Source organism: Actinoplanes awajinensis subsp. mycoplanecinus, from assembly GCF_001509495.1.
Taxonomy (GTDB): domain Bacteria; phylum Actinomycetota; class Actinomycetes; order Mycobacteriales; family Micromonosporaceae; genus Actinoplanes; species Actinoplanes palleronii.
Map to the genome: position 1 here is coordinate 175,866 of NZ_LLZH01000294.1, position 18,612 is coordinate 194,477.

The window sequence follows — 18,612 nt, forward strand, 5'->3', positions numbered from 1 at the left end:
CGCCTGTCCGCTGTACGGGCAGCTTCGTTTCGGACAGCGTGTTCCGGGCCACAACTGATGTCAAGAGTGTGTTTCCGGAGTGTTGACAGCGCAGGCCGGACCGGCGACGCTGTTTCAGCGGACAGACGTCCGCAGAACGGGCGGTTGTGATGGCGGAACAACGCAGCGGACCCCTGTCCGGCCTGCTCGTGGCGGACTTCTCCCGGATCCTGGCCGGGCCGTACGCGACCATGCTGCTGGCCGACCTGGGCGCCGAGGTGATCAAGGTGGAGAGCCCGGCCGGCGACGACACCCGCACCTGGATGCCGCCGGTACGCGACGGCGTCTCCACGTACTATCTCGGGATCAACCGCAACAAACGGTCGATCGCGCTGGACCTCAAGGACCCGGACGACCTGACCGCGGCCCGCGAGCTGGCCCGCCGCGCGGACGTCATGATCGAGAACTTCCGGCCCGGCGGCCTGGCCCGCTTCGGCCTCGACCACGCCACCGTCGCGGCCGGCAACGAGAAGATCGTCTACGCCAGCATCAGCGGTTTCGGCTCCGGCGCCGGTGCCGGGATGCCCGGGTACGACCTGATGGTCCAGGCCATCTCCGGCCTGATGAGCCTCACCGGCGACCCGGACGGCTCCCCGTTCCGGGCCGGCATCTCGGTCTTCGACGTGATGGCCGGCATGCACGCGAGCATCGGCATCCTGGCCGCGCTGAACCGGCGCGCGGTCACCGGCCGGGGCCAGCACATCGAGGTCAACCTGCTCAGCTCGGCGCTGTCCGGCCTGGTCAACCACTCCAGCGGGTACGTCGCCGGCGGCACCGTGCCGTTCCGGATGGGCAACGCGCACCCGAGCCTGTTCCCGTACGAGCCGCTGCCCACCAAGGACGGCGAGCTGATCGTGATCGCCGGCAACGACGGCCAGTTCCGCAAGCTGTGTCAGGTGCTCGACCTGCCCGGGCTGCCCGAGGACCCGCGCTTCGGCCGCAACCAGGACCGCACCGCGCACCGCGAGGAGCTGCGCCCGATCCTGGTGGAGCGGCTGGCCACCCGCACCCGCGACGAGTGGTTCCGCGCGCTGCTGGACGCCGGGGTGCCGTGCGCGCCGATCAACACGATCGACGAGGGCGTGGCGTTCGCCGAGGAGCTGGGCCTGAACCCGGTGATCGACTCCGGCGGCATCCCGTCGGTCCGCAACCCGATCACGTTCTCCGAGACCCCGCCGCGGTACGAGCTGCCGCCGCCCGGGCTGGACGAGCACGGCGAGGAGATCCGCGCATGGCTGAAGAGTTGAAGTTCCCGACCGGGCTCGGCACGTCCGACGCCGACAGCATCTCGCTGCTCGGGCAGGACCTCGCGGCCGACCTGATGGGCAAGGTCGGTTTCGGGGAACTGGCGTTCTGGCTGGTCGCCCGGCGCCGGCCGAACGCCGGTGAGGTGCGGGTCTTCGAGGCGGTCCTGGTCGCGCTCGCCGATCACGGGTTCACCCCGACCGCGATCGCCGCCCGGCTCACCTATCTCTCCGCGCCGGACTCGCTGCAGGGCGCCCTGGCGGCCGGGCTGCTCGGCGGCGGGTCGCGGTTCCTGGGCGTCACCGAGGACTGTGGACGGTTCCTGGCCGAGGCCCTGGCCGGTGGGGCGCCGGACGACTATCCGGCGTTCGCCACCGAGCTGATCGCGACGAGCACCGGGCGGATCCCCGGGCTCGGCCACCCGGTGCACAAGGTCCAGGACCCGCGCACCCCGGTGCTGATCCGGATCGCCCAGGAGGAGGGGCTGTACGGCCCGCATCTGCGACTGCTCAAGGCGATTGCCGCCGTACACCCGAAAAAGCTGCCGTTGAACGGCGCCGGAGTCTGCGGCGCTGCCCTGGCCGACCTCGGTCTCCCGATCGAGATGTTGCGCGGTTTCGCGCTGCTGGCCCGCGCCGCGGGCCTGCTCGGCCAGCTCGCCGAGGAGCACCGCCGCCCGGTCGCCAACCAGATCTACCTGACCGTCGACCGCAACGCGGTGTACGAGCCCTAGGAAGGAACCCCCATGGCCAGCATCGTCGCGGTCATCGCCTCGACACACCACCCCTTCTACTACCGGGCCAGCACCGCGACCGGCGACGACCGGCCGCCGTTCGCCGACGAGTGGACCCGCAAGATCCTGGCGTTCCGGGAGACGCTGACCCGGGCGAAGCCGGACGTGCTGGTGATGGTCGGCTCGGACCACTTCCACCAGCTGTGGCTGGACAACATGCCGCAGTTCCTGGTCGGCAAGGCGCCGATGTACGACGCGAACTGGTACAACGAGGAACGCGAGTTCGGCCTGCCCCGGATGCGCCTGAACGGCCACGAGGACCTGTCCGCGCACATCCTGCGGGCCGGCCTCGACGAGGGTTTCGACCTGGCGTTCAGCAACGAGCTGCGGATCGACCACAGCATCACCTGCCCGATCATCACGCTGCGGCCCGAGGCCGACCTGCCGATCGTGCCGATCTACACGAACATCTTCGCGCCGCCGCTGCCCCAGCCGTCCCGGTTCGTCAAACTCGGCGAGGCGATCCGGCGGATCATCGAGCAGTGGCCGTCGCACCTGCGGGTCGCGGTGATCGGCACCGGTCACCTGTCGCTGGAGCTGGGCGGGCCACGGCAGTTCGGGCCGCACGGCCCGGACCCGGAGTTCGACCGGCGCGCCGTCGAGTGGATCGCCACCGGCGACCTGGACGGCTGCCTGCGCGCGGTCAGCCTGGACAGCCTGCACGCGCCCGGCAACGCGACACACGGCTTCATGGACTTCATGCTGATGATGGGCGTGGCCGGGGCCGGCGCGAAGGCCGACTACGTGGACACCCTCGACCTGTTCCACACCATGGAGGCGTACTTCACCTGGTACCCGAACGGAGCGCCGGCATGAGCAGATACCTGCTGAACAAGTTCCTGTTCACCGTGGACCGGGACCCCGCGCTCGTCGAGCGGTACCGATCGGAACCGGCCGAGCTGGTGACGTGGTGGGAGGGCACGGTGGCCAACTCGCTGCTGAACTCGCACACCGGCGAGGCCAGCACCTGGCTGGCCTTCACCGCGGAGGAACGCGCGGCCCTGACGGCCCACGACCACGTGAAGCTGTTCGAGCTGGGCGCGCACCCGTTCCTGACCCTGACGCTGTTCATCGCGCTGTTCGAGCGGGACAACACCGAGCCGCTCGAGTACCAGAAGGCCTACGGGGCGAAGCTGGCACACCTGAGCCTGCCGTACCCGGACATCGCGACATGATCAGCGCGGCGGTGCTGCGGACCTGCGGGTCGCCGCCGGTGATCGAGCGCCGCCCGGACCCGCAGGCCCGCGACGGCGAGCTGACGGTCACCGTCGCGGCCGCGCCGATCACGCCGCTCGACCTGCTCTGCGCCTCCGGCGAGAGCTATTTCGGTACGCCGGCGACCCCGTACGTGCCGGGAGTCCAGGGCACCGGGCAGCTGAGCGACGGTACGCCGGTGTGGTTCGCCACCGCGGCCGGGATGCGCCCCGGCGACGGCAGCATGGCCTCGGTGGTGACGGTGCCCGAGGCGGACGTGGTCCGGTTGCCGCCCGGCGCGCCGTCGCACCTGGTCGCCGCGCTCGGGCTGTCCGCGGTCGCGGCGCTCGCCGCGCTCCGGCACGCCGGCGGGCTGACCGCCGGCCAGCAGGTGATCGTGCTCGGCGCCGGTGGCGTGGTCGGGCAGGCCGCGATCCAGCTGGCCCGGCTGGCCGGCGCCCGGCGGGTGATCGCGGTGGCCCGGTCGGCGCCGGCCCGGGAACGGGCCGCCGAGCTGGGTGCGCACGCGACCGTCGCGCTGCTGCCCGGCGACGACGTCACCGCGCTGGCCGGACGGCTGCGCGCGGCCGCCGACGGGCCGGCCGACCTGGTGCTCGATCCGGTGTTCGGGACACCGGCCGCGGCCGCGCTGCGGGTGCTGCGACCCGGCGGCCGGCTGGTGAACCTGGGTTCGGCGGCCGGGCCGACCGCGCCGATCGACTCGGCGACCCTGCGCGGCGGCTCCCTGCACGTCGTGGGCTACACCAACAACGCGCTGTCCACCGTGGAGCGCGCCGCGCTGGTGGCCGAGGTCGCCGGGCACGCGGCGGCCGGTCGGCTGACCGCCGGGCACGAGGTGGTGCCGTTCGGCACGGTCGGCACCGCCTGGCAGCGGCAGGCGTCCGGGACCGCCGGTGGCCGGATCGTGCTCGGCTTCTGAGTACCCGTACTCATGACCCGGCGGCGCCGGGACGGGATCGTGGGTACATGCCTCAGCACGACACCGACCGGGGTGCGATCGGCCCGGTCCGCCGGCGCGACCCGGTCTACCGCACCGTCACCCGGATGCTGGCCTTCGCGCTGTCGCCGGTCGCCGCCGTGGTCGCCCCCGGCCGCGCCCGGCAGACCGCGTGCCGGTGGGCGCTCGCCGCGCGCTTCCCGGCGGAGAGCCTGCACGGCCTGGACCCGGCGGCGCGGGCGGCGTTCGAGGCGGCCCGCACCCGTGCCCTGTGGACGTACGGCGAACTGCTCGGCCTGACCTCCGGTCACCGCGACCGACAGGTCCAGGCCGAGCTTTTCCACGCCGAGGTGCAACGGTGCGGGTCGGCCACCGAGGCCCGGCGGTGGGCACTGCCGCCGGACGAGTCGCGGCACGTCGCGGGTACGGCCATGGACGTCCGGCCCACCGAGGGCGCGCGCTGGCTGGAGCGGCACGGGGCGCTGCACAGCCTGTACCGCGTCTACGACAACGAGTGGTGGCACTTCGAGTACCACCCGGACGGGCCGCCGCCGCGGCTGCCGCACCCGGGTGCCGCACCGCGCGGCACCCTCTACCGGTCGGTCCGGGCGATGCCCCGCCCGGACCGGTCCCGGTGGGCGGAACGAGCGGCCTCGGTGATCTGAGATGCTCAGCGCCATGAATACGTGGTCGACCGGTCGATGGCCGGTGACGCTGGCCGGCCTCAGCGGTGTGCTGCTGCTCGCCACCCTGCCGACCTCGGCGAGCGGCGGCCTCCCGCTGTTCGCCACCAACATCGGGCGTGGTCAGGTCTACCAGGGCGCCGAGTGGTCGCTGGCCGTGGCGCCGATCGCGGTGATCGCACTGTCGCTGGTGCTGGTGCGCTGGTGGCCGTACCTGATCGTGGCCGGCGGGCTGGCGGCCGGCTGGGTGCTGGTGGCGCCGGACGTCACCGGTTACCTCGTCCGGCTCTGCCTGACCACCGTCCCGCAGGCGACGATCCTGGTCGGCGTGCTCGGCTGCGCGCAGAGCCTGCTGCGCCGCGGCGCGCCCGGACTCGGCGCGGCGATGGCCGGGCTGGCCCTCGGCGCGCGCCTGGTCGGCTCGACGATCGGCGGGCTCCTCGCGGTGTACTACCAGCCCGGCTCGGGCTACCTGGTCGCGATGCACGCCATGGTCGTCGTGGGCCTGGCCGGCGCCGTCGCGGCACTGTGGACGCTGCGGCGCGGCGACCCGGCCGCGGACGGGCCGGCGGATCGGGAAGCCGCGCCGGCCGGCCGGTGGCAGCGATGGCGGCTGCCGCTGGCCGGCACGCTCGCCGTGACGCTCGCCGTCCCGCTCTCGCAGCTCGACACGTCGGACGTCGCGGCGCTGATGGGTGTCGACGCGTTCACCCTGCAGCGGCACCCGTACGCCCAGGTCGCGATGATCGGCGCGGTCACCCTGGTGGTGGCGGCCGGGCTCGCCGCGCTGGGCGGGCTGTGGTCGCTGGGCGGCGCGCTGACCGCCGCGGTGGCGCAGGTCGCGGTCGCCGCACCGCTGTCGCTGGCGACCGGGGCGCTCGCCTTCGCCGGGCCGGCGCGCTGGCTGGGCGCGCTCGCCGGGCTGGTGCTCGGCGTCCTCGCGGTGCTCAGCCGGTGGCGGGTGGCGATGGCCGGATCGCTCGCCGTGGCGGCGGCCACCTCGGTGTTCATCGCGCACGCCGCCACCACCGGCAGCCCGGAACGCATCGCCGAGCAGCACCGGGTGGTGCCGGGGCTGCTGATGATGGTCCTGGTCGTCGCGGCCGGCACCGCGGTGGCCGGTGCGGCCGCGCCGCCGCTGAACCGCACCGGCGCGATCCCGGCGGCGCTCGGCCCGCTGGCCGCGGTGATCGCGACCGGCGGCACGCAGACCCTGCAGGCCACATACCTGGAGACCGACGGCGGGACGTCGTCGAACTCGCATCTCACCACGTCCGGCCTGCTGCTGCTGGTGGCCGGGGCCGCGGTCGCCGGGCTGGGCGTCGCGCACTACCTGACCGAGCGCTGGGCGCAACGCCAGCGGGCCGAGCAGATCCGGCAGGAGGCGGCCACCGCCGAACGCGACCGGCTGGCCCGCCCGATCCACGACGGGGTGCTCCAGGTGCTGGCCATGGTCCAGCGGCAGGGCGCGGAGGCCGGCGCGTCCGGCACGCAGCTGGCCGCGCTCGCCGGGCTGGCCGGTGAGCAGGAGGCCGCGCTGCGCAAACTCCTGGCCGGCGGCGGCACGCTGGTCCCGCCCGCCCGGGGCAGCGGCGGGACCGACCTGCGGACCGCCCTGACCGGGCTGGCCGCGCCGGGGATCGAGGTCGCCGCGCCGGCGCAGGAGGTGCCACTCGCCGAGGTCAAGGCCCGCGAGCTGGTCGCGGCGGTGCGGGCCGCGCTGGACAACGTCCGCCGGCACGCCGGTGACGGCGCCCGGGTCTGGATCCTGCTGGAGGACGAGGGCGACGGGGTGCGGGTGACCGTCCGCGACGACGGCGCCGGGTTCGCGCCCGGCCGGCTGGACGAGGCGCAGCGGCACGGACGGCTCGGCGTCGCCCAGTCGATGCGCGGCCGGATCACCGATCTGAAAGGCACCATGAGCATCGAGAGCAGCCCCGGCCAGGGCACCGAAGTGGAGTTCTGGGTACCCCGGGGTATTTGACATCATCTCTAGGCTGACCAGGTGCTTTCCTCTTCCTACCGGGTGGCCTGGGCGGCCCGGCGGCCACTGACCGGCGTGCTGCTGCTGGTCGTGGCCGGACACCTGCTCGTCTCGACGTTGCTCGATCTCTTCGCGGACGGCGACGTGCTGGTGATCCTGGACGGGAACCCGCAGGTGAGCGGCGCCGGCGCGGCCACCTGGGCGCGGCCCGCGGTGACCGTGCTGTTCTGGCTGATCGGGCTGGTCGCGGCGGCCTGGGTGGTGGCCCGGGACGGCTCGGCCAGCCCGGCCGAGGCGATCTGGCACGGGATGCGGCGGCTGCCGGTCTTCGCGCTCGGCGCGGTGGCGACCGCCGGCGCCGCCGGGCTGGCACTGTGGACGGTCGCCGAGGTCAGCACCGGCCCGGTGTTCGTGCTGCTGGCCCTCGCGGTGCTGGTGGTGGCGGCCTACCTGACGGCCCGGGTGCTGCTGATCGGGATCGGCTGGGCGGTCGGCGAGCCGCGGCGGGTGCCGGGCCGCGCCGAGACCGGCACGTTCCTGCTGGCCGCGGTGCTGCTGCCGATGCTGCTCGGCTGGTTCCGGGGCCAGGCCGGCCCGGTGCCGTACGCCGACCGGCCGCTGGACGCGCTGCTGCTGGCCGCGGTGATCGCCGTGCAGGCCGGTGCGGCCACCCGGCGGCACGTGGAGCCGGCCGCGCCGGAACGACCGGCCCGGGTGTGGCCGTTCGCCACCGCGGCCGTGCTGACCGCCGCGCTGACGGTCGGCGCGGTGACTCAGAACCCGTACCAGGCGCCGGTGATCCGGACCGGTCCGGGGACCGACAGCACGGTCGCGGCGGTGGGCTGGCCGGCCGGGCAGCACCCGGTGATCGTCACCCTGGCCGGGGTGCGGTACTGCGACGACGACCGGTGCACCCGGTACCACGGGGTGACCGGCGGGCCGGCCGCGGTGGACAGCTGGACCACGACCACGATCGGCGCGGACGGGACGGTGGTCAAGACGTCGACGAGCGGGGGCGAGGACGCCGGCGGGCCGTTCCTCAACTACGCGCGGTGCGTACCGGACGGGTGTCGTACCGCGTACCTTCCGGTGCGGACCTCGGCCACCGACAAGCTGGACATGAGCCTCAACCTGGAGGTGGCCGGGGCATCGGCGCCGGACGGCGCCCTCTGGTTCTTCGTCGCCGCGCCGGTCAGCGGCGGCGCCTACGGCCGCTACCGGCTCACACTGATCCGCTGCGCCGAGGTCGCCTGCGCCACGCCGGAACGCCACGAGCTCGGCGTCACCGACCGCACCCCGTCGGACGACTACCCGGACGGCCGGCGCGCCCGGCTGACGATCGGCACCGGCGGCCGGCCGGCCGCCGCGTTCTGGCTCGGCCACAGCATCCTGCGCTACACCTGCGACCGGTCCCGGTGCGGCCAGGACTTCCAGCCGGCCGGCGAGGCCGTGACCACCTGGACGTCGTCCGGCGACCGCGCCGCCGCCCTCTCCGGCGACCTGGTATTCGACGGCGACCGGACCTGGCAGCTGGGCGACTTCGGCACCGGTGAGTCGGGCGTGGTGGTGCTCGCCCGGCGGGCCACCTACGTGGCGGCGGCCGTGGCGGCGGCCCCCGCCGCCGGTTTCCGGATCACCGTCGGCAGCGCGGAACCGCAGCGGTACCGCCGGGAGACGGTGTGGCGCTGCGCCGGCTCGGCGTGCACGAGCGTGCCGCTGGACACGTACGCCGGCGAGGGCCGCAAGGAGATGCTGGCGGTCAGCGAGGACGGCCGGGTGCTGGTGGTCCGCGACGACCGGGTGCTGCTGCTCGAGACGCCGCTCTAGGCGGAGCCGTCCAGGCCCTGCTCGATGGCGTAGCGGACCAGCTCGGCCCGGTTGTGCATCTGCAGCTTGCCGAGCGTGTTCTGCACGTGGTTCTGCACGGTCCGGTGCGACAGCACCAGCCGCTCGGCGATCTGCTTGTACGACAGCCCCTTCGCCACCAGCCGCAGCACCTCGGTCTCCCGCTCGGTGAGCCGGGGACCGCCGGGGCGCCGGTACTCGCCGAGCACCAGGCCGGCCAGCCCCGCGGTGAAGACCGGGTCGCCGTCGGCCGTGCTGCGCACCGCGTCCAGGAACTCCTGCCGCCCGGCGGACTTCAGCAGGTACCCGGTGGCGCCGGCCTTGACCGCGTCCAGCACGTCGCGGTGCTCGCCGCTGGCCGACAGCATCAGGATCCGCACGTCCGGCTGGGTGGCGCGCAGCCCGCGGACCACCTCGACCCCGGACAGGTCGGGCAGCTGCAGGTCGAGCACGACCACCTCGGGGCGGGCCGCGGCGGCCACCCGCAACGCCTGCCGGCCCTCGCCGACCGCCGCGGTGACCAGATAACCGGCCTCGGTGAGGTCCCGCGCCACCCCGTCCCGCCACATCGGGTGGTCATCGACGACCATCACGCGCACGTTCACGCCCGTCACGATAGCCGCGTGCCCGCCGGGCGCCGGCTCGCCGTCCGGGGCCGGGTTCCCTAGAGTGGGCGTTCGGCGCCGCAGCCGCGGAGCCGATAGGCGAGGAGGGGACCGCACGATGCGCAAGTTCGTGGTCGGGATCGTGACCATGACATCCGCGCTGGCGCTGGCCGCCTGCGGTGGCACGAGCGACGAGCCGTACTTCGTCGGTGAGGGCTCTGCCGCGTCGTCGGCCGCGTCGGTCCCGGTCGCCCCGCCGGCCGAGGTCACCGCCGCTCCGAGCGCGACCGCCGCGAGCCCCAGCGCTCCGGCCGCGACCTCGGCGACCCCGATCCCGGCGAAGACCGCTTTCGAGTACGTGTTCCCGGTCGTCGGCACCAACTCGTACGCGCGGACGCACCACGACTACGCGGCCAGCGACATCATCACGGACTGTGGCAACAAGGTCCGCGCCGTCACCGACGGCACCATCCTGGTGGTCAACCGGAAGGACACCTGGAAGGCGTCGGTCAACGCCGGTGAGACCCGGGGTGGCCTGTCCGTCTCGATGCTCGGTGACGACGGGGTGCGCTACTACGGCTCGCACCTGTCGAAGATCGCCGCGGGCGTGCAGGTCGGTGCCCGGGTCACCGTCGGTCAGAAGATCGGCGAGATCGGTGACACCGGCGACGCGAGCGCCTGCCACCTGCACTTCGGCATCTCCCCGCCGTGCGCGAAGGTCGGCGACTGGTGGAACCAGCGCGGCACCGTCTTCCCGTGGCCGTACCTGGACGCCTGGAAGGCCGGCAAGGACAAGTCCCCGGTCGCCGCGGTGCGGAAGTGGAAGGACGAGAACGGCTGCCCGAAGAAAGCCACCACCTTCGGCTGAAGCCGTGAGCGGCCGGCCCTCCGGCTGACCGTTTCGAGCCGCCGGCTCTTTGGCTGACGCTTTCGAGCGCCGCCCGGCGGCGGGCCGGGTCAGACGCTGACGGGTTCGCGGAGTGTTTCACCGGCCGGTTCGCTGACCGGCGCGCGATCCGGGGACGGCCAGGTGGCCACGACCGTGAGGACGGCGAGCATCGCCAGCAGCAGGCCGACGGTGCGTGCGCCGCCGCCGTACTCGCCGGCCAGCGGGGCCACCACTCCCTCGGTCGCGTAGACCAGGCAGGACAGCCAGAAGAGCAGCAGGTACGAACGCAGGGTGCGGTTCGTGAAGACCACCCGTACACCGGCGGTCGTCTCGGACCACCAGGAACCGGACGGTTCCGCGGCGGCGCAGCGCCGCAGACCGGTGGCGATCAGCACGGCCGAGAGCAGGAAGGTGGTGGCGTCCACGGCCAGCACGGTCTGCGCCGACCGGGGATCAGCATGACCAGGACCAGCCCGGCCCGGATCAGGTCGCACGTGAGCAGCACCCGGCGGCGCGGCAGCCGGTCGGCGAGCACCGAGAGCAGCGGGCCGCCGACCACCCAGGTCAGGTACGAGCCGGCGAACGTCAGCGCGGCCAGCAGCAACGAGCCGGACCGCTGGTAGACCAGGAAGGACAGAGCGACCGCGGTGAGCTGGTCGCCGATCAGCGACAGCAGGTTGGCGGCGAAGAGGTGGCGGTACTCGCGGACCGCGAAGATCTCGCGATAGCCGGCCTGCGGTTCGGGCACGAATGGTCCTTGTACATGAGTCGACGGCGGTCGTCCCAGGTCCAGATGCCCCAGCTACGACCACGCATCAGAAGCACCTCCTTCACCGGGGGGATCGGCTCACCAGAACTAAGTTACGTATGCGTAGAAGTCGGGCATATTATCTTTTCATCCGGCGGCGGACCGGCCGACGGTCCTGATCCGGACGCCTGGCCACGTCCGGCTCCATCCGGCTCCATCCGGCTCCATCCGGCTCCATCCGGCTCATCCGATGAAGAACGACATCCCCGGCGGCCCACAGAACGACGCACCGACCGGCATGATCAGAACCGGGCGGCCGCCGGAGCACCGCTTCCTCAGGTCGGCTCCGGCACGGCCGATGGGTGCGAGCCGAGCCGACAGAGGGAGAACAGATGCGCTGGCCCCGAGCCACCGCGCCGGCGTGGATCGTGCACGCCGGCCTCCTGGTCTGCGCCCTCGGCGCCGTCGTCGCGTACCTGCCGGCCGGCGCGGGCGGCCGCGCGACGATCTACACGGTCGTTGTGGTCGCCTCGATCCTGCTGTTCGTCCAGGCGCTGCTCGCCGGGCACCTGAGGCACCGGCGGCCCTGGCTGGTCGCGATCGCCGGGCTGGTGCTGCTGCTCGCCGACCACCTGATCTGGCCGTACTGGATCATCGACGGCCACCTCGGCCGGGCCGAGGGCCGGCCCGCCGACCTGATGCTCGCCGCCGCGCACGGATTGTTCATGGTCGGCGCGGGGATGGCGGTCCGGGCCCGGATGAGCGCGGACGCCAGCGGGATCGTCGACGGCGCGATGTTCGGGGTGTGTGCCGGCGGGGTGCTCTGGGCCGGGGTGTTCCAGCCGCACATGCCGGCCGACGCCACCCCGCTGGGCATGACCCAGGTGCTGATCGACGTGCTGGCGCTCTGCGCGGTGACCGGCTGCCTGCTCCGGATGGCCGCCGCGGCCACCGGACCGGCCCGCGGCACCATCCACTATCTGCTGGTCACGGTGCTGCTGACCGCAGGCGCCCCGGCCGCCGGCGCGCTCGGCGTGCCGTACCGCGGCACCTGGTCCGGGCTGCTGATGATGCTCGCCTTCATGACCATGGCGGCCGGCGCGGTACACCCGGGCGCGCCCATGGTGGTCGAGCCGCAGGCGGTCGTCGAGCGCCGGGCGAGCCGGTTCCGGCTGGGCTGGCTCGGGCTGGCGCTCAGCGTGAACCCGGCGATCGCGGCGGTGCAGGCGCTGCGCGGCATCGGCGCCGCCGACCCGCTGCTGCCGATCAGCATGCTGCTGGTGATCCCGCTGGTGCTGGTGCGGTTCAAGCAGCTCTCCGGGCAGCGCGACAAGGCCGAGCAGGTGCTGGCGTTCCAGGCCTCGCACGACGAGCTGACCGGCCTGGTCAACCGGCGGCAGATCATGGCCGACATCGATCGCGCGCTGGACCGGCGGCAGGCGGTCACCCTGCTGCTCTGCGACCTGGACGGCTTCAAACCGATCAACGACCGGCACGGGCACGCCGCCGGTGACGAGGTGCTGCGGACCGTCGCGGCCCGGCTGACCGCGCTGGTCGGCCCGGACGGCGAGGTCGGCCGGCTGGGCGGCGACGAGTTCCTGGTGCTGTGCCGCTCCGGCACCGAGAGCGACATCGCCGGCCTGCAGGACCTGATCCGCAGCACCGTGCTCGCCCCGATCCCGCTGCCCGGTGGTGTCCCGGTCACGGTGGGCGTCACGATCGGTGCGGCCCGGGCCGCCGCCGGCAGCGGTCTGGACCGGGCCGGCCTGATCGCCCAGGCCGACACCGCGATGTACGCCGGCAAGCCCGGCCACCGCCAGCACACCGCGGCCTGAACCGGGTTGCCTCCGGCCGGGGCGGCGGGCAGGCTGGCCGCCATGGACGTGCCAGAAATGATCAACGCCGGGGAACTCGTGCTCAAGCGCTGGGAGCCGGCCTGGGCCGTCGAGGCGGCCGACGCGGTCAGCGAGTCCCTCCCCGAGTTCCAGCCCTTCCTGCCCTGGGCCGTCGACGGCTACGGCCTGGACCAGAGCCGCGCCTTCATCGAGATGTCGGTGGACAGCTGGGACGCCGGCACCGAGTTCAACTACGCGGTCTTCACCACGATCGGCGAGCTGATCGGCTCGATCGGCCTGATGACCCGGCTCGGCCCGGGCACCCTGGAGATCGGCTACTGGATCCGCACGCCGTTCGCCGGGCGCGGCCACATGACCGCGGCGGTCACCGTGCTGACCCGGGTGGCGCTCACCCTGGACGGCGTCGAGCGGGTTGTCGTCCGGTTCGACGAGGCCAACAAGGCGTCCGCCGCGGTCGCCGCGAAGGCCGGGTTCACCGAGGTGGACCGGTCCCGCCGGGAGCCGACCGCCCCCGGCGAGACCGAGATCCTGGTGACCACGGAGCGCCGCTCCTAGCGGGCCAGCCAGCCGCCGTCCACCGGGATCACCGCGCCGTGCACGTAGCGGGCGGCGTCCGAGGCGAGCCACACCGCCGTACCGATGAGATCTTCTGGATCGCCCCAGCGGCCCGCCGGAATCCGGTCCAGGATCGCGGCGCTGCGGTCCGGATCGGCGCGCAGCGCCGCGGTGTTGTCGGTGGCGATGTACCCGGGCGCGATCGCGTTGACGTTGACCCCGGCCGGCGCCCACTCGTTGGCCAGGGCCTTCGTCAGCCCGACCACGCCGTGCTTGGCCGCCGCGTAGGCCGGTACCCGGATCCCGCCCTGGAACGACAGCAGCGACGCCACGTTGATGATCGAGCCGCGGCCCTGGGCGAGCATCACCCGGCCGGCCGCCCGGCACAGCTGGAAGACCGCGTCCAGGTCGACCCGGAGCACCTCGGCCCAGTCCTGGTCGGTGACGTCGGCGGCGTCCGCGCGCCGGATCAGACCGGCGTTGTTGACCAGGACGTCGCAGCGGCCCAGCGCGCCGGTCACCTGTTCGACCACCGCGGTCGCGTCGAACGCCGCGAGGTCGACCGGCACCCACAACGACTTCCGCCCGGTCTGCTCGATCCGCGCGAGGGTCTCCTCCGGCGCGGAGCGGGACAGCACCGCGACGTCCGCGCCGGCCTCGGCGAGCGCCACCGCGAACGCCCGGCCCAGTCCCCGGTTCCCGCCGGTGACCAGCGCGACCCGCCCGTCCAGGCGGAACGCGTCCATGATCATCAGTGGCCCAGGTCGCGCAGCATCGGCACCGCCTTGCCGACCCACTTCAGGTCCACGTCCTCCAGCGCGCCCTGGGTCCGCTGCGTGCCGGCCAGGAACCACAGGTAGTACGTGACGTAGCCGGGCGCGCTGACCACGGTGTGGTAGCCCTCCGGCATCATGTGCACGCCGTGGTCGCGGACCGTGAAGTTCTCCTCGTACCCCTCGTCGGTGTACATCCGGCAGATCCCGAAACCGTCGCTGGGCTGCACCTTGAAGTAGTACATCTCCTCGTGCGCCGCCTCGGCCGGCAGGTTGTCGACCTTGTGCCGGTGCGGCGGGTACGTGCTCCAGTTCCCGCTCGGCGTGAACGTCTCCCCGACGATCAGCCGCCGCGCGGGCAGGTCCGGCTGGGCGATCTCGGTCAGGATCTGGTGGTACGTGCGCCCGAAGTTCGCCGCGCCCCAGCGCCCGGCCGCGACCCGCTCCGGCCCGATCACGTACGGCTCGGTGGCCAGGTCGGACGGCGCGCTGGGCAGGGCGATCTCCACCGGCCCGAGCGCCTCGACGGTCACCGCGACACCGGCCGGGATGTAGACCGAGTGCGGTTTGCCGGAGAACACGTTCGCCCGCCCGCCCACCTCGGGGAACTTCGCCGCCCCGACGGTGAACGTGGCCGTGCCGCTGAGGATCACCGCGAGGATCTCCCGGTCGCCGGACTCCCCCGACCAGGACTCCCCCGCGTTCAGCTTGAGCAGGGTGAAGTCGAGCAGCTTGCACGGGTTGAAGGGCAGCTCGTTGCGCCCCGGCGACGCCGGGATGTAGCAGTGGTACTTGTAGTCCATCGGATGCTCCTTACCAGGGGTGGATCCAGTCGGGACGGGTGACGCGGGTGAGGGCTTCCAGGTAGAAGTAGTCGCCCCAGAGGGTGCCCTCGTCGACGCCGACGCCCTTGGGCTTGTCGTAGACGCCGTGCCGCAGCAGCGCGCTGCCGGCGCTCGCATAGCCGCCGATCAGCGAGCCGAGGATGCGCTCGGCGAGCGCCGGTTCGCCGAGTTCGAGCAGGCCGCAGACCGCGATGGCGGCCGCGGACGAGTCCCGTTCGACGCCGGTCAGCGCCAGGTCCCAGAACGGGACGCCGTCGGCCGGCAGGTGTGCCAGCAGGTAGTCCGCGCAGCGCCGGGCCGCGGCCAGGAACGACGGGTCGCCGGTGTGCCGGTGGTTCAGCACGAAGCCGTAGACGCCCCAGGCCTGCCCGCGCGCCCAGCACGAGTCGTCGGCGTGGCCCTGCTCGGTCTCGCCGCGCAGCGGTTCGCCGGTCGCCGGATCCCAGTAGAACGTGTGATACGTGCTTCCGTCCGGCCGCAGAATGTGGTCTCTGAGCTGCGCCGCGTGCCGTGCGGCCACCGACGCATAACGCGAATCGCCGGTAACTTGTGTGGCCCAGAACAGCAGCGGCGTGTTCATCAGGCTGTCGATGATGGTCCGGCCGCGCTGCGCCGGATCCCGCAGGTCACCCCAGGCCTGGATGATCCCGGCCGGCTCCAGGACGCGAGACATCAGGTGGTCGGCCGCCGCCAGCGCGGCGCGCTTCGCTTCCGGATCTCCGGTACGACGGTACGCCGTCACGCACGACAGCGTGTAGAGGAAACCGAGGTCGTGGGTGTCCACATCGGCCCGGTCGTCGATCCGCGCGGCGAAGCTGCCGACGTGCCCGCTCGCCGCCGCCAGATACCCGTCGTCCCCGGTCAGGTCGTAGGCCAGCCAGAGCTGACCGGGCCAGAAGCTGGTGGTCCAGCCCTCGTTCGCGGGTCGCAGCCGGTACCGGTCGTGCACGGTGGTGTCGCCGGGATACCGGTCGCCGAACTCGGCCAGGTTCGCGTCGATGATGGACAGTGCCGCGGTCACCGCGGCGGCGGTCACGTCGATCGCCGTCATGAGGTCCTCTCGGTCAAGGTGTCGGCTGGTCGTCAGGGGTGCCTCGGAGGGTGTGAGACACCCCTGAGCACCAGCCGGGGCCGGGATGCCGGCTGGCTTCCGGGGGTGCCTCCGGGGGTGCGAGGCACCTCGGAGAGCCAGCCGGTGCGGTGGGCCGGGGCGAGGGTGTAGCGGCAGTTCGCCCAGACCGCGTAGAGCAGCGGGGTCGCCGCGAGGCTCAGCGCGAGCACCGGTTTCGCCGCGAACAGGGCCTCGAACAGGGCGAGCACCCCGAGCGACGGCAGCGTCAGGTACCAGCGGCGGACGCCCAGGAACAGGCTCGCCCGCAGCACGTCGCGCAGCCGGGCGGCCGGGTGGTCGCCCAGCGCGGCCAGGCCCAGCAGGGTGGTCGCCACCACCAGCACGATCAGCACCACGAGCACCGGGATCACCGCCGCGCCGGCCGGGTGTCCCCAGGCCGCCCGGATGTCCACCGCGAGCACCACCACCGCGGCGGTGGCCAGCGCGCCGAGCTGGGTCGCCCGCCGGAACGACGCGAGCCAGGCCCGGCCGAACGTGCGGACCACCGGGCCGGGGTGGGCGGCGAAGACCGCGAACGCGGCGCAGAGCCCGGGCGCGACGAGCGGGGCGGCCAGGATCGCCAGGAGGCCGGGACCGAACATCCCCACGAGCAGCGGCAGGGCCGAGACGGCGAGCAGCAGGTTGGTGGCCAGCGCCAGGTAGGCCAGGTCGAAGACGGCGCCGAGACGGTCCAGCCGGCTCATCCCTTCAACCCCGTGGTCGCGATGCCCTCGACGAAGTACCGCTGGCCGACCATGAAGATCACCGCGATCGGCAGCACCGAGAGCACCGAGCCGGTCATGATCAGGGCGTACTCGGCGCTGTACTGGCTGATGAACGTGCGCAGGCCGAGCTGGATCGTCCAGAGGTCGTTGCTGCGCAGGTAGAGCAGCGGGCCGAGGAAGTCGTTCCACGTGTTCACCAGGGTGAGCAGCGCCAGGCTGGCCAGCGCCGGGGTGGAGAGCGGGAGCATGATCCGGCGGTAGATGCCGTACTCGCTCATGCCGTCGATCCGGGCCGCGTCGACCAGCTCGTCCGGGACCGACTCGTAGAACTGCTTCATCAGGAAGACCCCGAGCGCGCCGAACGCCTGGATCGCGATGATCGACCACAGGGTGTCCGACAGGTGCCACTTCGAGAGCAGCACGAACTGCGGGATCATGTACGACTGCCACGGCACTGCGAGCGTCCCCACGTACGCCAGGAACAGCACGTCCCGCCCGGGGAACCGGATCTTGGCGAAGCCGTACGCGGCGAAGCTGCCGGTGAGCACCTGCAATAGGGTGACCACCACCGAGAGCAGCACGGTGTTGCCGAGCCAGGTGGTCATGTCCGAGCGGGTCCAGATGTCCACGTAGTTGTGCCATTCGGCGCTCGACGGCAGCCACGTCACCGGCAGCGTGAAGACCTCGTTGTTCGTCTTCAGCGACGAGACGACCATCCAGTAGAACGGCAGCAGCACGGCCGCCGACGCGACGATCAGCGCCAGGTAGCCGAGGATCCGGCCGGCCCGCGCCCCACGCCGGGCCGGCCGGGGCGCCGCCGGCGGGAGCAGGACGGGAGCGGGGTTCAGCAGCGTGCTCATCACGCCTCCCTTCGCCGGTTCACCAGGAACTGCACGACGGTGACCAGGAAACAGATGCCGAAGAGCACCACCGACACCGCCGAGGCGTAGCCGAACTGGTTCTCCTCGAAGCCCTTGCGGTAGATGTACTGGGCCAGCACCAGGGTGGACTGGCCGGGCCCGCCGTTCGTCATCACCAGGATCAGGTCGAAGACCTTGAAGCTGTTGATGGTCAGCATCACGATCACGAAGAACGTGGTGGGCCGCAGGCAGGGCAGGGTGACCGCGCGCAGCCGCTGCCACGCGTTCGCGCCGTCGACCCGGGCCGCCTCGTAGAGCTCGCCGGGCACGGTCTGCAGGCCGGCCAGGAAGATCAGCATGAAGTAGCCCATCTCCCGCCACGTGCCGACCACGATCACCGCGGGCATCGACCAGTCCGCCGAGGTGGTCCAGCCCGGCGGGTTGTCAACGCCGACCGCGCGCAGCACCGCGTTGATCGGGCCGTACCCGGGACTGAACAGCATGTTCCAGACCTGCGCGACGGCCACGATCGAGGTGATGTAGGGGAAGAACGCCACCGTACGGAAGAACGCCACCCCGCGCAGCCGCTTGTTCAGCAGCAGCGCCAGCCCGAGCGCCGCCAGCAGGGTCAGCGGGATGTGGAAGACCGTGTAGTAGAGGGTGTTGCCCAGCGCGGTCCGGAAACTGGCGTCCCGCACCATCTGCTGGAAGTTGTCCAGCCCGGTCCACTCGGACCCGCCGAACATGTCCCAGCTGGTGAACGCGTAGTAGAAGAGCAGCACCACCGGAACCATGGTGAGCAGCGCGAAACCGATGAAGTTGGGCAGCAGGAAGCTCCACCCCAGCAGCGTGTTCCTGCGCCGGCGGGCGGCCGGAATCGTGGTCATGGTTACTCCTGGAGGTG

20 protein-coding genes are annotated in these 18,612 nt (G+C 72.7%); 11 read left to right on the forward strand and 9 right to left on the reverse strand.

What is annotated here, in order from left to right:
* The first annotated feature begins 149 nt into the window (after positions 1–149).
* The 8 genes from ADL15_RS34130 to ADL15_RS34165 are packed head-to-tail and all read left to right on the forward strand — an operon-like array spanning position 150 to position 8,723.
* Entirely contained in the window at positions 150–1,286 is a 1,137-nt protein-coding gene (locus ADL15_RS34130) for a CaiB/BaiF CoA transferase family protein (protein ID WP_067699755.1), read from the forward strand.
* Positions 1,271–2,017 carry a citryl-CoA lyase gene (locus tag ADL15_RS34135; protein ID WP_067699757.1) on the forward strand — a complete coding sequence of 249 codons (747 nt, stop codon included), beginning with the start codon at positions 1,271–1,273 and terminating at the stop codon, positions 2,015–2,017. Before ADL15_RS34130 ends, ADL15_RS34135 begins: the two co-directional genes overlap by 16 nt.
* Positions 2,018–2,029: 12 nt before the next feature.
* Entirely contained in the window at positions 2,030–2,893 is an 864-nt protein-coding gene (locus tag ADL15_RS34140; RefSeq protein WP_067699759.1) for a DODA-type extradiol aromatic ring-opening family dioxygenase, read from the forward strand.
* Positions 2,890–3,252 (forward strand): hypothetical protein, encoded by a 363-nt coding sequence (locus tag ADL15_RS34145; protein ID WP_067699761.1) that lies wholly within the window; start codon positions 2,890–2,892, stop codon positions 3,250–3,252. Before ADL15_RS34140 ends, ADL15_RS34145 begins: the two co-directional genes overlap by 4 nt.
* The gene (locus ADL15_RS34150; protein ID WP_083972112.1) at positions 3,249–4,211 is read left to right on the forward strand and encodes a quinone oxidoreductase family protein; all 963 of its coding nucleotides are present in this window, start codon (positions 3,249–3,251) and stop codon (positions 4,209–4,211) included. Before ADL15_RS34145 ends, ADL15_RS34150 begins: the two co-directional genes overlap by 4 nt.
* A 47-nt stretch (positions 4,212–4,258) precedes the next feature.
* Complete coding sequence (locus tag ADL15_RS34155; protein ID WP_083972114.1) at positions 4,259–4,894, forward strand: D-alanyl-D-alanine carboxypeptidase family protein; 636 nt, start codon at positions 4,259–4,261, stop codon at positions 4,892–4,894.
* Between the two features lie 13 nt (positions 4,895–4,907).
* The gene (locus tag ADL15_RS54590) at positions 4,908–6,896 is read left to right on the forward strand and encodes a sensor histidine kinase (RefSeq protein WP_198171129.1); all 1,989 of its coding nucleotides are present in this window, start codon (positions 4,908–4,910) and stop codon (positions 6,894–6,896) included.
* Positions 6,897–6,917: 21 nt separating this feature from the next.
* Positions 6,918–8,723 (forward strand): hypothetical protein, encoded by a 1,806-nt coding sequence (locus ADL15_RS34165; RefSeq protein WP_157441775.1) that lies wholly within the window; start codon positions 6,918–6,920, stop codon positions 8,721–8,723.
* Here ADL15_RS34165 and ADL15_RS34170 read toward each other — a convergent pair.
* A complete protein-coding gene (locus ADL15_RS34170; RefSeq protein ID WP_198171138.1) occupies positions 8,720–9,331 on the reverse strand; it encodes a response regulator in 612 nt (203 codons plus the stop codon). The two genes, ADL15_RS34165 and ADL15_RS34170, sit on opposite strands and share 4 nt — an antisense overlap.
* 133 nt (positions 9,332–9,464) lie before the next feature.
* Here ADL15_RS34170 and ADL15_RS34175 point away from each other — a divergent pair, with 133 nt between their 5' ends.
* Positions 9,465–10,214, forward strand: coding sequence for a M23 family metallopeptidase (locus tag ADL15_RS34175; protein ID WP_067699768.1), 750 nt, complete (start codon positions 9,465–9,467; stop codon positions 10,212–10,214).
* A gap of 89 nt (positions 10,215–10,303) precedes the next feature.
* On the opposite strand, the gene ADL15_RS34180 is transcribed toward ADL15_RS34175, so the two are convergent.
* On the reverse strand, positions 10,304–10,660 hold the full coding sequence (locus tag ADL15_RS34180; RefSeq protein WP_157441776.1) for a hypothetical protein: 357 nt from the start codon (positions 10,658–10,660) through the stop codon (positions 10,304–10,306).
* Positions 10,624–10,983, reverse strand: a complete 360-nt coding sequence (locus ADL15_RS34185) for an MFS transporter (RefSeq protein WP_067699770.1) — start codon at positions 10,981–10,983, stop codon at positions 10,624–10,626. Before ADL15_RS34185 ends, ADL15_RS34180 begins: the two co-directional genes overlap by 37 nt.
* A 392-nt stretch (positions 10,984–11,375) precedes the next feature.
* Here ADL15_RS34185 and ADL15_RS34190 point away from each other — a divergent pair, with 392 nt between their 5' ends.
* Together ADL15_RS34190 and ADL15_RS34195 are read left to right on the forward strand one after the other, a co-directional pair.
* Positions 11,376–12,818 carry a GGDEF domain-containing protein gene (locus tag ADL15_RS34190; protein WP_067699772.1) on the forward strand — a complete coding sequence of 481 codons (1,443 nt, stop codon included), beginning with the start codon at positions 11,376–11,378 and terminating at the stop codon, positions 12,816–12,818.
* Positions 12,819–12,860: 42 nt separating this feature from the next.
* Positions 12,861–13,394: a GNAT family N-acetyltransferase gene (locus ADL15_RS34195; RefSeq protein ID WP_067699774.1), complete on the forward strand. Its 534-nt coding sequence runs from the start codon at positions 12,861–12,863 to the stop codon at positions 13,392–13,394.
* Here the strand turns inward: ADL15_RS34195 and kduD are convergent.
* Genes kduD through ADL15_RS34225 form a run of 6 tightly spaced genes read right to left on the reverse strand, consistent with a single transcriptional unit; the run spans position 13,391 to position 18,595 of the window.
* Entirely contained in the window at positions 13,391–14,140 is a 750-nt protein-coding gene (kduD, locus tag ADL15_RS34200) for a 2-dehydro-3-deoxy-D-gluconate 5-dehydrogenase KduD (protein WP_269748407.1), read from the reverse strand. The genes ADL15_RS34195 and kduD overlap by 4 nt on opposite strands.
* Positions 14,141–14,145: 5 nt before the next feature.
* Positions 14,146–14,970, reverse strand: coding sequence for a 5-deoxy-glucuronate isomerase (gene iolB / locus ADL15_RS34205; protein WP_083972123.1), 825 nt, complete (start codon positions 14,968–14,970; stop codon positions 14,146–14,148).
* A gap of 10 nt (positions 14,971–14,980) precedes the next feature.
* Positions 14,981–16,063 (reverse strand): glycoside hydrolase family 88 protein, encoded by a 1,083-nt coding sequence (locus ADL15_RS34210; protein ID WP_083972131.1) that lies wholly within the window; start codon positions 16,061–16,063, stop codon positions 14,981–14,983.
* A 32-nt stretch (positions 16,064–16,095) separates the two neighbouring features.
* A complete protein-coding gene (locus ADL15_RS34215; protein WP_067699777.1) occupies positions 16,096–16,827 on the reverse strand; it encodes a hypothetical protein in 732 nt (243 codons plus the stop codon).
* Positions 16,824–17,708: a carbohydrate ABC transporter permease gene (locus ADL15_RS34220; RefSeq protein ID WP_067699780.1), complete on the reverse strand. Its 885-nt coding sequence runs from the start codon at positions 17,706–17,708 to the stop codon at positions 16,824–16,826. Before ADL15_RS34220 ends, ADL15_RS34215 begins: the two co-directional genes overlap by 4 nt.
* Positions 17,708–18,595 (reverse strand): carbohydrate ABC transporter permease, encoded by an 888-nt coding sequence (locus tag ADL15_RS34225; protein ID WP_067699782.1) that lies wholly within the window; start codon positions 18,593–18,595, stop codon positions 17,708–17,710. The genes ADL15_RS34220 and ADL15_RS34225 overlap by 1 nt, the downstream gene beginning before the upstream one ends.
* Positions 18,596–18,612: the final 17 nt, after the last annotated feature.

Coding starts and splice junctions, on each gene's coding strand:
- ADL15_RS34215 (WP_067699777.1), bottom strand. CDS start 16,827: ATGAGCCGGCTGGACCGTCTCGGCGCCGTCTTCGACCTGGCCTACCTG.
- ADL15_RS34195 (WP_067699774.1), top strand. CDS start 12,861: ATGGACGTGCCAGAAATGATCAACGCCGGGGAACTCGTGCTCAAGCGC.
- ADL15_RS34135 (WP_067699757.1), top strand. CDS start 1,271: ATGGCTGAAGAGTTGAAGTTCCCGACCGGGCTCGGCACGTCCGACGCC.
- kduD (WP_269748407.1), bottom strand. CDS start 14,140: ATGGACGCGTTCCGCCTGGACGGGCGGGTCGCGCTGGTCACCGGCGGG.
- ADL15_RS34210 (WP_083972131.1), bottom strand. CDS start 16,063: ATGACGGCGATCGACGTGACCGCCGCCGCGGTGACCGCGGCACTGTCC.
- ADL15_RS34220 (WP_067699780.1), bottom strand. CDS start 17,708: ATGAGCACGCTGCTGAACCCCGCTCCCGTCCTGCTCCCGCCGGCGGCG.
- ADL15_RS34140 (WP_067699759.1), top strand. CDS start 2,030: ATGGCCAGCATCGTCGCGGTCATCGCCTCGACACACCACCCCTTCTAC.
- ADL15_RS54590 (WP_198171129.1), top strand. CDS start 4,908: ATGAATACGTGGTCGACCGGTCGATGGCCGGTGACGCTGGCCGGCCTC.
- ADL15_RS34175 (WP_067699768.1), top strand. CDS start 9,465: ATGCGCAAGTTCGTGGTCGGGATCGTGACCATGACATCCGCGCTGGCG.
- ADL15_RS34130 (WP_067699755.1), top strand. CDS start 150: ATGGCGGAACAACGCAGCGGACCCCTGTCCGGCCTGCTCGTGGCGGAC.
- ADL15_RS34170 (WP_198171138.1), bottom strand. CDS start 9,331: ATGGTCGTCGATGACCACCCGATGTGGCGGGACGGGGTGGCGCGGGAC.
- ADL15_RS34150 (WP_083972112.1), top strand. CDS start 3,249: ATGATCAGCGCGGCGGTGCTGCGGACCTGCGGGTCGCCGCCGGTGATC.
- ADL15_RS34190 (WP_067699772.1), top strand. CDS start 11,376: ATGCGCTGGCCCCGAGCCACCGCGCCGGCGTGGATCGTGCACGCCGGC.
- iolB (WP_083972123.1), bottom strand. CDS start 14,970: ATGGACTACAAGTACCACTGCTACATCCCGGCGTCGCCGGGGCGCAAC.
- ADL15_RS34145 (WP_067699761.1), top strand. CDS start 2,890: ATGAGCAGATACCTGCTGAACAAGTTCCTGTTCACCGTGGACCGGGAC.
- ADL15_RS34155 (WP_083972114.1), top strand. CDS start 4,259: ATGCCTCAGCACGACACCGACCGGGGTGCGATCGGCCCGGTCCGCCGG.
- ADL15_RS34225 (WP_067699782.1), bottom strand. CDS start 18,595: ATGACCACGATTCCGGCCGCCCGCCGGCGCAGGAACACGCTGCTGGGG.